Below are 12,307 nucleotides of genomic sequence, written 5' to 3'. Positions count from 1 at the left end.
ATGGATTCGCAACGCAATCTTCTTATCATCGCTTTGTTGTTCGTGTCTTTCATGATCTTCCAGGCTTGGGAGCAGGACAAAAATCCTCAACCTCAGCAGCAGGTCACGCAGACAACGACCACCGCAGCGGGTAGCGCCGCCGACCAGGGCGTACCGGCCAGTGGCCAGGGGAAACAGATTACGGTTAAGACCGATGTGCTTGAGCTGACTATCAACACCCGTGGTGGTGATATTGAGCAAGCGCTGCTGTTGACCTACCCGAAAGAGCTGAAGTCTTCCGAACCTTTCCAGCTGCTGGAAACCACGCCTGAGTTTATCTATCAGGCACAGAGCGGCCTGACTGGTCGTGATGGCCCGGATAACCCGGCTAACGGTGCGCGTCCGCTCTATAACGTAGATAGCGATACCTTTGTGCTGGCTGATGGTCAGAACGAAATCACCATTCCGCTGACCTACACCGACGCCGCGGGTAACACCTTCACCAAAACCTTCACCCTGAAACGCGGTGAGTTTGCGGTAAACGTGGGCTATAACGTACAGAACGCCGGTGCGAAGCCGCTGGAAGTGTCGACCTTTGGTCAGCTGAAGCAGTCCATCAATCTGCCGTCGCACCGCGATACCGGAAGCAGCAACTTCGCGCTGCACACCTTCCGCGGCGCAGCGTACTCTACGCCGGATGCAAAATACGAGAAATACAAGTTCGACACCATCGCCGATAACGAAAACCTGAACGTCAGCTCCAAAGGCGGCTGGGTTGCGATGCTGCAGCAGTATTTCGCTACCGCGTGGATCCCGAATAACGACGGTACCAACAACTTCTATACCGCGAACCTGGGTAACGGTGTTGCCGCTATCGGCTATAAGTCTCAGCCGGTTCTGGTTCAGCCGGGTCAAACCGGTACGCTGGCCAGCACCCTGTGGGTCGGCCCGGAAATCCAGGACAAAATGGCTGCCGTGGCGCCGCACCTGGACCTGACCGTAGACTACGGTTGGTTGTGGTTCATCTCTCAGCCGCTGTTCAAGCTGCTGAAGTGGATCCACAGCTTCCTGGGTAACTGGGGCTTCTCCATCATCGTTATCACCTTTATCGTTCGTGGCATCATGTACCCGCTGACCAAAGCGCAGTACACCTCCATGGCGAAGATGCGTATGCTGCAGCCGAAGATTCAGGCGATGCGTGAGCGTCTGGGCGATGACAAACAGCGTCAGAGCCAGGAGATGATGGCCCTGTACAAAGCCGAGAAAGTGAACCCGCTGGGTGGCTGCTTCCCGCTGCTGATCCAGATGCCTATCTTCCTTGCGCTCTACTACATGCTGATGGGCTCCGTTGAGCTGCGCCACGCGCCGTTCGCGCTGTGGATCCATGACCTGTCCGCACAGGACCCGTACTACATCCTGCCGATCCTGATGGGCGTGACGATGTTCTTCATCCAGAAGATGTCGCCGACCACCGTGACCGACCCGATGCAGCAGAAGATCATGACCTTTATGCCGGTCATCTTCACCGTGTTCTTCCTGTGGTTCCCGTCCGGTCTGGTGCTGTACTATATCGTCAGCAACCTGGTAACCATCCTTCAGCAACAGCTGATCTACCGTGGTCTGGAAAAACGTGGCCTGCATAGCCGCGAAAAGAAAAGCTCCTGATCCCAAGTAGGCTGTAGCTAAAATAAAGGCGGTCATCAGACCGCCTTTTTTATTGCGTTAAGAAGAGACAAACCATGAGCCATAACGACACTATCGTCGCCCAGGCAACCCCACCGGGACGCGGTGGTGTGGGCATTCTGCGTATCTCCGGCCTGAAGGCGCGCGAGGTGGCAGAAGCGGTGCTGGGTAAACTGCCAAAGCCACGCTATGCCGATTATCTGCCCTTTAAAGATAGCGACGGAACGGCGCTGGATCAGGGCATCGCACTCTGGTTCCCGGGCCCGAACTCCTTTACCGGCGAAGATGTGCTCGAACTGCAGGGCCACGGCGGACCGGTGATCCTCGACCTGCTGCTGAAACGCATTCTGACCCTGCCGGGCGTACGTATCGCCAAACCGGGCGAGTTCTCCGAGCGGGCGTTTCTGAACGACAAGCTGGATCTGGCCCAGGCAGAAGCGATTGCCGACCTGATCGACGCCAGCTCCGAACAGGCCGCGCGCTCGGCGCTGAACTCGCTGCAGGGCGCCTTTTCCGCGCGCGTTAACCATCTGGTGGAAGCACTTACTCACCTGCGCATCTACGTGGAAGCAGCCATTGATTTCCCGGATGAGGAGATCGACTTCCTCTCCGATGGCAAAATCGAAGCCCAGCTTAACGAAGTGATGAACGATCTCGACGCGGTACGCGCCGAGGCGCGTCAGGGCAGCCTGCTGCGCGAAGGGATGAAGGTGGTCATTGCCGGGCGTCCGAACGCCGGGAAATCGAGCCTGCTGAATGCCCTGGCGGGGCGTGAAGCGGCGATTGTCACCGACATAGCCGGTACCACCCGCGACGTGCTGCGGGAACACATTCATATCGACGGTATGCCGCTGCATATCATCGACACCGCGGGCTTACGCGATGCCAGTGACGAAGTGGAGCGTATCGGTATCGAGCGCGCCTGGCAAGAGATCGAGCAGGCCGACCGGGTGCTGTTTATGGTAGACGGGACTACCACCGCCGCCGTTGACCCGGCCGAGATCTGGCCAGACTTTATCGCCCGCCTGCCGGCAAAACTGCCGATCACCGTGGTGCGCAACAAAGCGGACGTCACCGGCGAAACGCTGGGTATCAGCGATGTGAATGGTCACTCACTTATCCGTCTGTCGGCACGTACCGGCGAGGGTGTGGATGAGCTTCGCAACCATCTGAAGCAGAGCATGGGCTTTGATACCAGCATGGAGGGCGGCTTCCTCGCCCGTCGTCGCCATCTGCAGGCGCTGGAAGAAGCGGCACAGCATCTGGATCAGGGTAAAGCCCAGCTGCTCGGCGCCTGGGCCGGAGAGTTACTGGCGGAAGAGCTGCGCCTGGCGCAGCAGGCGTTAAGCGAGATCACCGGGGAGTTTACCTCGGACGATCTGCTGGGTCGCATCTTCTCCAGCTTCTGCATCGGGAAATAAATCCGTTGCAGTTAACTGCAAAAAAGCCGCAATAGCATCGCTGTTATTGCGGCTTTTATTTTCCCATATTACCTGAATAAATACCAAATACGCCTTTTATATTCTCTGTGATTACAATCACAATTAATATCATCGCGCATAGACAAATATTTTCATTCGAATAGTGTAGTAGCGTGTCTAATGAGGATAAATCAATGATGATTATCTTAAATACATATATCACCTCTAAGTGGTTCAATATTGACAATAAAATTGTCAATCACCATCCTTAATCTCCCTTCGCTTCTCATTCTCTATGCAACCTGAATAGATTAACACTCTATTTATCCGGTATGCCTGAAATCATTGCGCCCGTAAGGCTGCAATTGTGCCTCTGCACGCCTCTGTCGGTGGAATATATTCTCCCGGTTGCGTAGCGGTATGGCAGGCCCGGGCATGCCTGAATTAATGGTTATTAAAATAGCCACCAGCACCGCTGCGATAAAAACAGGAATGATATAATGGAAAACTTCAAACATTTACCAGAGCCATTTCGCATCAGAGTTATTGAGCCGGTTAAACGCACCACAAGGGAGCATCGCGAAAACGCTATTATTAAATCGGGGATGAACCCTTTCCTGCTGGATAGCGAAGACGTGTTTATTGATTTACTGACCGACAGCGGCACCGGCGCGGTCACACAAAATATGCAGGCCGCCATGCTGCGCGGTGACGAAGCCTATAGCGGAAGCCGCAGCTACTATGCGCTGTCTGACGCGGTGAAAGAAATTTTCGGCTATCAATATACTATCCCGACCCATCAGGGGCGCGGCGCGGAGCAGATCTATATTCCTGTATTAATAAAAAAACGCGAGCAGGAGAAGGGATTAGATCGCTCGAAAATGGTCGCCTTCTCGAACTACTTCTTTGACACCACGCAGGGCCATAGCCAGATAAATGGCTGCACCGTGCGCAACGTCTATATTAAGGAAGCATTCGATACCGGCGTCCGTTACGATTTTAAAGGCAACTTTGACCTGCAGGGTCTGGAAAACGGCATCGAAGAAGTGGGGCCGAGTAACGTGCCTTATATTGTCGCAACCATCACCAGCAACTCCGCCGGTGGGCAACCAGTGTCGCTGGCGAACCTGAAAGCGATGTACGCGATCGCCAGAAAATACGATATCCCGGTCATCATGGATTCTGCGCGCTTCGCAGAAAACGCCTACTTTATTCAGAAACGCGAAGCGGAATATAAAGACTGGACTATCGCGGAAATAACCCGGGAAACCTACAAGTACGCGGATATGCTGGCGATGTCCGCTAAGAAAGATGCCATGGTGCCAATGGGCGGGTTGCTGTGCATCAAAAACGATGACTACTTCGACGTCTACACCGAGTGCAGAACGTTGTGCGTTGTCCAGGAAGGGTTCCCGACTTACGGTGGCCTTGAAGGTGGCGCAATGGAGCGTCTGGCTGTCGGCCTGCATGACGGCATGGGCCAGGACTGGCTGGCGTACCGGATTAATCAGGTGCAGTACCTGGTTGACGGCCTGGAAGCCATCGGGGTGGTTTGCCAGCAGGCGGGGGGCCATGCTGCCTTTGTGGATGCGGGTAAGTTATTGCCGCACATTCCAGCAGAACAGTTCCCGGCGCAGGCGCTGGCCTGTGAGCTCTATAAAGTGGCGGGTATCCGCGCAGTTGAAATCGGTTCGTTCTTATTAGGCCGCGATCCGAAAACTGGTAAACAATTACCTTGCCCGGCAGAGCTGCTGCGTTTAACCATTCCGCGGGCCACGTATACGCAATCGCATATGGATTTCATCGTCGAAGCCTTTAAACACGTTAAAGAAAATGCGAAGAATATAAAGGGATTAACCTTCACCTACGAACCTAAAGTATTACGCCACTTCACTGCAAAACTCAAAGAAGTTTAACCTTCTGTCCCCGGGTGGCTAAATAATGTTAGCCACCCGTAAAGTAAATATATCAATAACATCAGGCTTACCATAATTGATGGGGGCACCATGGATAATGCTTTAGAATTAGAGACTAAACACTCTTCGGTTTGGGGTGTCATGGTTATAGCAGGTACCGTTATTGGCGGGGGGATGTTTGCTTTACCTGTGGATCTGGCAGGGGCATGGTTTTTTTGGGGTGCCTTTATTTTAATTATTGCCTGGTTTTCAATGCTTCACTCCGGGTTATTATTGCTGGAAGCAAATTTAAACTATCCTGTCGGTTCAAGTTTTAATACGGTCACCAAAGATCTGCTTGGCAATAAATGGAATATCGTAAGTGGTTTCACGGTTGCCTTTGTGCTTTATATTCTGACCTACGCCTATATTTCGGCCAACGGCGCAATCATAAGTGAAACCATCGCCATGAATCAGGGCACGCATGTGAACCCGCGCATTGTGGGTGTCAGTACGGCGCTCTTTGTCGCGGCGGTGTTGTGGTTCAGCTCATTAGCCGCCAGCAGAATTACCTCGCTGTTTTTAGGCATTAAGATCATCGCCTTTATCGTTGTTTTTGGGTCATTTTTCTTTCAGGTTGATTACTCAATATTAAGAGACAGCAACGTTACCTCGGCCAGCAATACCACCTACTTCCCCTATATCTTTATGGCCCTGCCCGTCTGCCTGGCGTCGTTTGGTTTTCATGGCAACATTCCCAGCCTGATCATCTGCTATGGGAAGCGGAAAGATAAGCTGATCAAAAGCCTTGTGTTTGGCTCGCTGCTGGCGCTTTTTATCTATCTGTTCTGGTTGTATTGCACGATGGGGAATATCACCCGCGATAGCTTCAACGAGATCATCTCATCAGGAGGCAACGTCGATTCGCTGGTGAAATCTTTCCTTGGCACCCGGCAGCATGGGGTCATCGAATTTTGTTTACTGGTGTTCTCCAATTTAGCCGTGGCCAGCTCCTTCTTTGGCGTCACGCTAGGCTTGTTCGATTATCTTGCCGACCTCTTTAAACTCGATAATTCCCCCTCCGGCCGTCTGAAGACGATCATGCTGACCTTCCTGCCGCCCACTTTGCTCTACCTGATCTTCCCGAACGGCTTTATCTACGGAATTGGCGGTGCCGGGTTGTGTGCAACCCTATGGGCGGTCATTGTCCCGGCCCTGCTCGCGTTGAAAGCGAGACAGAAATTCCCGGATAAGATGTTCACCGTCTGGGGAGGGAGGGTAATCCCTTCCCTGGTGATCCTCTTCGGTGTCGTGGTCATTTTTTGCTGGTTCGGTAATACCTTTAATTTCCTGCCGCGCTTCGGTTGATCCTGCCTGCGTTCCTGTAAGCCACCTCTCGCTGAGGTGGCTTTCCTGCCAGGAAATCACCTTTGTCCAAATGGCAACTCGCTAAACCTCTCTTCTCCCCCTATGCTTCATGCCTGCATTTATGGGGGGTTTATGGCTCGTTTTCTGTTTTGTAGTTTTGCGCTGGTGCTGCTTTATCCATCGGGCATTGATATGTATCTGGTGGGGCTGCCGCATATTGCCCGCGATCTGGGCGCCAGCGAAGCGCAGCTGCATATCGCGTTTTCAGCCTACCTCGCGGGGATGGCGTCATCGATGGTGTTTGCCGGGAAGATTGCCGATAAAGCCGGGCGTCAGCCCGTCGCCATTACCGGGGCTGTGATATTTGCCCTGGCATCGGTGCTCTGTTCTCTGGCGCAGGAGAGCACGCTGTTTCTGGCCGGGCGCTTTATCCAGGGCATCGGTGCTGGCGGCTGCTACGTGGTGGCGTTTGCGATTTTGCGTGACACCTTAAGCACCCAGCGACGCGCCAAAGTACTCTCCATGATAAACGGTATCACCTGTATTATTCCGGTGCTGGCGCCGGTGGTGGGCTACCTGATCATGCTGCAATTTCCATGGCAGAGCCTCTTCTGGGCCATGGCGGCGATGGGAATGCTGGTTTTTATCCTCTCTATTACGGTGCTGAAAGAGACCCATCCAGGGGCGCAAAACCATACTCACACCGCGTCGGTTCCGCCGGAGGAGACGCTGCTTAACCGCTTCTTCATCAGTCGGCTGCTGATCACCACCCTGAGCGTGGCGGTGATCCTGACCTATGTAAACGCTTCCCCGGTATTATTAATGGAAATCATGGGTTTCGATCGCGGCGAGTATTCCACGGTAATGGCGTTAACCGCGCTGGTCAGCATGGCCGTCTCCTTCTCGGCGCCGTTTGCGCTAAATATCTTCAGTCAACGTACGCTGATGCTGTCCTCCCAGGTGCTGTTCCTGGCGGCGGGCGTGGTGCTGGCGACAGCCAGTTCCCCAACCTTGATGCTGGCGGGTATCACTCTGGTTTGCGCCGGGTTCTCAATGGGGTTTGGCGTGGCGATGAGCCAGGCATTAGGCCCGTTTGCGCTGCGAGCGGGAGTGGCAAGCTCGGTGCTGGGTATTACTCAGGTCTGCGGCTCGTCGCTGTGGATTTGGCTGGCGGCGATAATCGGGCTGAATGCACTGAATATGCTGATCGGGGTTCTGATTGGCTGTAGCATGCTCGGCATCACCCTACTTATGGTCATCCGGCCCGCAGCACATCATGAAGAAGCCCCTCAGCAGTCTCGATCTTAACCTGTTGTTGTGCCTGCAGCTTTTGCTGCAGGAACGCAGCGTCACCAAAGCCGCGAAACGGATGAACGTTACCCCGTCCGCGGTGAGTAAATCGCTGGCGAAGCTGCGCGACTGGTTTGACGATCCCCTGTTTGTGAAGACCCCTCTGGGGCTGCTGCCCACCCCGCTGACGGTGAGTCTGGAACAGGATCTGGCCGACTGGATGCAGATTGGCAACCAGATCCTCGATAAATTCCACCATGACTCTCCCGGCGGCCTGACCTTTGAGCTGGCGGCGGAAACGCCGCTGATGCTGATCCGCTTTAACGCTCTGCTGGAACAGGTGAATCAGCGTTACCCACAGGCGACCGTGAAGATGCGCCACTGGGATTACGATTCGCTGGACGCCATTACCCGCGGGGAGGTCGATCTCGGTTTTACCGGGCGTGAAACGCACCCGCGCTCCCGGGAGTTACTGAAGCTGTTGCCGTGGTTTATCGACTACGAAATTCTCTTCAGCGACCGGCCGTGCGTCTATCTGCGTGAGGACCATCCTGCCCTTCAGGAGACGTGGGATCTGGAGACCTTCCTGCGCTATCCGCATATCAGCATCTTCTGGGAGCGGAGCGACACCTGGGCGCTGGATGAAGTGCTGAGAGAGATGGGGCGTACACGTAATATCGCCATGAGCCTGCCCGGATTCGAGCAGTCGATGTTTATGGCGGCGCAGCCGGGCCATAACTATATTGCCACCGCGCCGCACTACTGCCATCACTATAATCAGCTCCACCAGCGGAAGCTGGTTGCCCTGCCGATCCCCATCGATGAAGCGCAGGCGCAAAAGCTCACTGTCCCCTTCACCCTGATCTGGCATAAGCGTAACAGCCTCAACCCCAAAATTCTCTGGCTGAGAGAAACCATTAAAGCGCTGTATGGTTCACCATTGCGCTAATTGCCCGGTTTTTGGCTAAGCAAATGTAAAGTTCCGCTGCAAAACTTCCCTTACTCCCATTTAGCCATTAAAACAGTAGATAAGTTAAGCGATAATGATGTAAACGTTTAACCCGTCTACTGACCATTATCATGGAGCGAAAAATGGCAACGCATTTTGCAAGAGGGACGCTGACCGAGGGGCGGCTGGTTTCGACCAGACTCTCTCCAGCCTGTCATATCGAAGCGCGGAAGCTTCCGGAACATCGTCGAGCACGATTTTTGGCTTCCCGATCGCTGCTCGCTGAACTGATGTTTATGCTTTACGGCACCAGCGAGCTGCCGGACGTAATTACCGAACCTGAGGGTCGCCCGGTTTTTGCCGATCCTGAACTCCCCCGTTTTTCCATTGCCTATGCCGGCAATATTGTGGGTCTGGCGCTGACCACGGAAGGCGACTGCGGTCTGGATATGGAGCTGCAGCGGACCATTCGCAGCATGGATGGTACCCACGCTCATGACACCTACCCGTTATCCAGCAACGAGAACTTATGGGTGCGTAACCAGCACGACCCCAACGAAGCCAGAGCACAGCTCATTACCCTGCGCCAGAGCATTCGTAAACTGTCAGGCGACGCCAATGACTGCGCCAGCCTGCTGCAACTGTTACCGGGTTCCGGTCGTCTGCGGGCGTCCAGAGCCGCGCAGGTGGAAGCCTTAAGCGATGCCGAAGATGTGCTGATCTGGTCGATTGCCGTCACCCCGGTTATTGAACGGCTAAAAATCTGGTCATTCGACAGCCGCCTCGGATGGAACGGTCTGCCGGATGTTCCTGCCCGTGCCAACGAGCCGGCAGCCCGTCTGATGCGGCTCACCAGTTTACCGGCGGAGAAAGCGATTACCCTTACCTGACCCTTCAGCAGGGCCATCATGATGAAGAAGGAGTAGTGATGTCTGATACGTTGAATGTTGTTACGTTACTGGGAAGCCTGCGCAAAGGTTCATTTAACGGCATGGTTGCCCGCACTCTGCCGAAGCTGGCACCTGAAGGGATGGCAATTAGCGCCCTGCCGTCGATCGGCGATATCCCACTGTACGACGCGGATGTGCAGCAGGAAGAGGGATTCCCTGCTGCCGTAGAAGCGCTGGCAGAACAGATCCGCCAGGCAGACGGCGTGGTGATCGTGACTCCGGAATATAACTACTCCGTGCCGGGTGGCTTAAAGAATGCCATCGACTGGCTTTCTCGTCTGCCGGAGCAGCCGCTGGCAGGTAAGCCGGTGCTGATCCAGACCAGCTCAATGGGGGCGATTGGCGGTGCGCGCTGCCAGTATCATCTGCGCCAGATCCTGGTCTTCCTCGACGCGATGGTAATGAACAAGCCGGAATTTATGGGGGGCGTGATTCAGAACAAGGTCGACCCGCAGACGGGTGAAGTGATTGACCAGAGCACGCTGGATCACCTGAGCGGACAGCTGAGCGCGTTCGGGAAGTATATTCAGCGGGTTAAAGCGTAAAAGAAGGAACAAAAATTAAAGCCCTTTTCTGAGAAAAGGGCTTTTTTTATTACGCGTCGATAAACGCAATCTTCAGAATGAACAGCAGCGCAACGACCATCACGCACGGGCTGATTTCACGCCAGCGCCCGGTCCCCGCCTTCATGACACAGTAAGAGATAAAGCCCAGCGCAATACCTTCAGTGATGGAGAAACTGAACGGCATCATCACCGCAGTGATAAACGCCGGCACCGCTTCGGTCAGGTCATCCCATTTCACGCGCGCCAGGCTGGAGGTCATCAGTACGCCGACATAGATCAGCGCGCCTGCGGCAGCGTAGGGCGGCACCATACCGGCCAGCGGAGAGAGGAAGATCACCAGCAGGAACAGCAGGCCGACGACGACAGCGGTCAGGCCGGTACGGCCACCCACGGAGACCCCGGAAGAGGATTCGATGTAGGCGGTCACGGAGGAGGTACCGATAAAGGAGCCGGTCACGGAGGAGATGCTGTCCACAAACAGCGCCTGCTTCATGCGCGGGAATTTGCCCTTCTCATCCGCCAGACCAGCCTTGTCGGTCACGCCAATCAGCGTCCCGGAGGAGTCAAACAGGTTCACCAGCATGAAGGAGAAGATCACCCCGGCCAGGCCCAGGTTCAGCGAGCCCGCCAGATCGACATGGCCAATCACCGTGGAGACGCTCGGCGGCGCGGAGACGATGCCGTTGTAGTGTACATCGCCCATCATCCAGCCCAGCAGGGTGGTGACAATAATTGATACCAGCACCGCCGCGTGGATATTGCGTGAGGCCAGAATCGCGATGATGAAGAAGCCCAGCACACCCAGCAGCACGCTGTGGGAGGTGAGTTTACCAATGCTGACCAGGGTTTCCGGGTTCGCCACGATCACCCCGGCGTTTTTCAGCCCCATCATACCGATGAACAGACCGATACCGCTGGTGATACCTACGCGCAGGCTGACCGGGATATTAGCAATCATCCAGTAACGCACGCGGAAAATGGTCAGCAGCAGCAGACCGACCGCGCCCCAGAAGATAGCGCCCATGCCCACCTGCCACGGCAGGCCCATCGCCTGAACCACGACGAAGGCGAAGAAGGCGTTGAGGCCCATCGCCGGTGCCAGGGCAACCGGCAGGTTAGCGAACAGCCCCATCAGGATGCTGCCGAAGGCGGCGATAAGACAGGTCGTAACGAAGACGGCGCTGGTGTCCATGCCAGCAACGCCCAGAATTTGTGGGTTCACGAAAACGATATAGACCATCGTCAGGAAGGTGGTGAAACCGGCGATCACTTCGGTGCGTGCCGTCGTGCCGTGCTCGCGCAGTTTAAACACGCGCTCAAGCAAACCCGCGCCAGAAGACTGGGTAGTGTGTTGTTGACTCATTATCTATTTCCGAACAGGGAGGGAAAATCCGTCGCTATCCTATACCAAAATGCGACAATAAGGGCGGTTGTGAGGTACTTTTTTTCATTGCATCTGCTTATACGGCAACGATTGCGTCACACCGTTATGCATAACGTAAACGTTAAACTTGTTAAGAAAGGGAAAGGCATGTCTCAGATTGATGCGGTATTTTTCGACTGCGACGGTACGCTGGTCGACAGTGAGGTCATCTGTTCCCGGGCGTATGTCACCATGTTCCAGGAATTTGGTATCACGCTCGATCTCGAAGAGACCTTCAAACGCTTTAAGGGCGTGAAGCTCTACGAGATCATCGACATCATTAATGCCGAACACGGCGTCAGCCTCGCGAAAGCGGATCTGGAGCCTGTTTACCGCGCCGAGGTCGCACGCCTTTTCGACTCGGAACTGGAAGCGATCGCCGGGGCCAGCGCCCTGCTGGATTCTATGGCGGTGCCAATGTGCGTGGTCTCTAACGGTCCGGTGAGCAAAATGCAGCACTCCCTTGGCAAGTTACAGATGCTGCACCATTTTCCGGAAAAACTGTTCAGCGGCTACGATATTCAGCGCTGGAAGCCCGATCCGGCCATGATGTTCCATGCGGCGAAAGCGATGAACGTCAACGTCGAGAACTGCATCCTGGTGGATGACTCCAGCGCAGGCGCGCAGGCGGGGATCGCCGCGGGCATGGAGGTGTTCTACTTCTGCGCCGATCCGCACAACCCGCCGCTCGACCATCCGAAAGTCACGACCTTTACCGATCTGGCGCAGCTGCCGGCATTGTGGAAAGCGCGCGGCTGGAATATTACCCGCTAAGCAAATGCC

The 12,307-nt window shown here is 55.0% G+C and carries 11 protein-coding genes; 10 read left to right on the top strand and 1 reads right to left on the bottom strand.

The genetic code is table 11. The annotated features are described in order from the left end of the window. The 9 genes from yidC (at position 1) to FHC51_RS05570 (ending at position 10,080) form a co-directional block, all read left to right on the top strand. Positions 1 to 1,644 carry a membrane protein insertase YidC gene (gene yidC, locus FHC51_RS05610; protein WP_103177628.1) on the top strand — a complete coding sequence of 548 codons (1,644 nt, stop codon included), beginning with the start codon at positions 1 to 3 and terminating at the stop codon, positions 1,642 to 1,644. A 74-nt stretch (positions 1,645 to 1,718) separates the two neighbouring features. After that, positions 1,719 to 3,083 carry a tRNA uridine-5-carboxymethylaminomethyl(34) synthesis GTPase MnmE gene (gene mnmE / locus FHC51_RS05605; RefSeq protein ID WP_114316319.1) on the top strand — a complete coding sequence of 455 codons (1,365 nt, stop codon included), beginning with the start codon at positions 1,719 to 1,721 and terminating at the stop codon, positions 3,081 to 3,083. Between the two features lie 194 nt (positions 3,084 to 3,277). Beyond that, on the top strand, positions 3,278 to 3,355 hold the full coding sequence (gene tnaC / locus FHC51_RS23205; protein ID WP_350028380.1) for a tryptophanase leader peptide: 78 nt from the start codon (positions 3,278 to 3,280) through the stop codon (positions 3,353 to 3,355). A 228-nt stretch (positions 3,356 to 3,583) separates the two neighbouring features. After that, positions 3,584 to 4,999: a tryptophanase gene (gene tnaA / locus FHC51_RS05595; protein ID WP_220435065.1), complete on the top strand. Its 1,416-nt coding sequence runs from the start codon at positions 3,584 to 3,586 to the stop codon at positions 4,997 to 4,999. 90 nt (positions 5,000 to 5,089) lie between these two features. Beyond that, positions 5,090 to 6,346, top strand: a complete 1,257-nt coding sequence (gene tnaB, locus FHC51_RS05590; protein ID WP_220435064.1) for a low affinity tryptophan permease TnaB — start codon at positions 5,090 to 5,092, stop codon at positions 6,344 to 6,346. 132 nt (positions 6,347 to 6,478) lie between these two features. Beyond that, a complete protein-coding gene (locus FHC51_RS05585; RefSeq protein WP_220435063.1) occupies positions 6,479 to 7,654 on the top strand; it encodes an MFS transporter in 1,176 nt (391 codons plus the stop codon). Further along, entirely contained in the window at positions 7,623 to 8,585 is a 963-nt protein-coding gene (yidZ, locus tag FHC51_RS05580) for an HTH-type transcriptional regulator YidZ (RefSeq protein WP_220435062.1), read from the top strand. Before FHC51_RS05585 ends, yidZ begins: the two co-directional genes overlap by 32 nt. A 143-nt stretch (positions 8,586 to 8,728) precedes the next feature. After that, on the top strand, positions 8,729 to 9,475 hold the full coding sequence (locus tag FHC51_RS05575; RefSeq protein ID WP_114316323.1) for a 4'-phosphopantetheinyl transferase superfamily protein: 747 nt from the start codon (positions 8,729 to 8,731) through the stop codon (positions 9,473 to 9,475). Between the two features lie 38 nt (positions 9,476 to 9,513). Next, entirely contained in the window at positions 9,514 to 10,080 is a 567-nt protein-coding gene (locus tag FHC51_RS05570) for an NADPH-dependent FMN reductase (protein WP_103824242.1), read from the top strand. Between the two features lie 49 nt (positions 10,081 to 10,129). Here FHC51_RS05570 and adeP read toward each other — a convergent pair whose 3' ends face one another. Further along, the gene (gene adeP / locus FHC51_RS05565; protein WP_156240113.1) at positions 10,130 to 11,464 is read right to left on the bottom strand and encodes an adenine permease AdeP; all 1,335 of its coding nucleotides are present in this window, start codon (positions 11,462 to 11,464) and stop codon (positions 10,130 to 10,132) included. Positions 11,465 to 11,632: 168 nt separating this feature from the next. On the opposite strand from adeP, the gene yieH reads away from it, so the two are divergent. Beyond that, positions 11,633 to 12,298 (top strand): 6-phosphogluconate phosphatase, encoded by a 666-nt coding sequence (gene yieH, locus FHC51_RS05560; RefSeq protein WP_220435061.1) that lies wholly within the window; start codon positions 11,633 to 11,635, stop codon positions 12,296 to 12,298. The last annotated feature ends 9 nt before the right edge of the window (positions 12,299 to 12,307 follow it).

It is taken from the genome of Leclercia sp. EC_58 (assembly GCF_019584355.1).
Taxonomy (GTDB): domain Bacteria; phylum Pseudomonadota; class Gammaproteobacteria; order Enterobacterales; family Enterobacteriaceae; genus Enterobacter.
The sequence above is the reverse complement of the archived record's forward strand: the minus strand, read 5'-3'. Positions and strand labels throughout refer to the sequence as shown.

Excerpts from the sequence above, each read along its gene's own strand:
- yidZ (WP_220435062.1), top strand. The coding sequence starts at position 7,623 with ATGAAGAAGCCCCTCAGCAGTCTCGATCTTAACCTGTTGTTGTGCCTG.
- tnaB (WP_220435064.1), top strand. The coding sequence starts at position 5,090 with ATGGATAATGCTTTAGAATTAGAGACTAAACACTCTTCGGTTTGGGGT.
- FHC51_RS05585 (WP_220435063.1), top strand. The coding sequence starts at position 6,479 with ATGGCTCGTTTTCTGTTTTGTAGTTTTGCGCTGGTGCTGCTTTATCCA.
- mnmE (WP_114316319.1), top strand. The coding sequence starts at position 1,719 with ATGAGCCATAACGACACTATCGTCGCCCAGGCAACCCCACCGGGACGC.
- yieH (WP_220435061.1), top strand. The coding sequence starts at position 11,633 with ATGTCTCAGATTGATGCGGTATTTTTCGACTGCGACGGTACGCTGGTC.
- tnaC (WP_350028380.1), top strand. The coding sequence starts at position 3,278 with ATGATGATTATCTTAAATACATATATCACCTCTAAGTGGTTCAATATT.
- FHC51_RS05570 (WP_103824242.1), top strand. The coding sequence starts at position 9,514 with ATGTCTGATACGTTGAATGTTGTTACGTTACTGGGAAGCCTGCGCAAA.
- tnaA (WP_220435065.1), top strand. The coding sequence starts at position 3,584 with ATGGAAAACTTCAAACATTTACCAGAGCCATTTCGCATCAGAGTTATT.
- adeP (WP_156240113.1), bottom strand. The coding sequence starts at position 11,464 with ATGAGTCAACAACACACTACCCAGTCTTCTGGCGCGGGTTTGCTTGAG.
- yidC (WP_103177628.1), top strand. The coding sequence starts at position 1 with ATGGATTCGCAACGCAATCTTCTTATCATCGCTTTGTTGTTCGTGTCT.
- FHC51_RS05575 (WP_114316323.1), top strand. The coding sequence starts at position 8,729 with ATGGCAACGCATTTTGCAAGAGGGACGCTGACCGAGGGGCGGCTGGTT.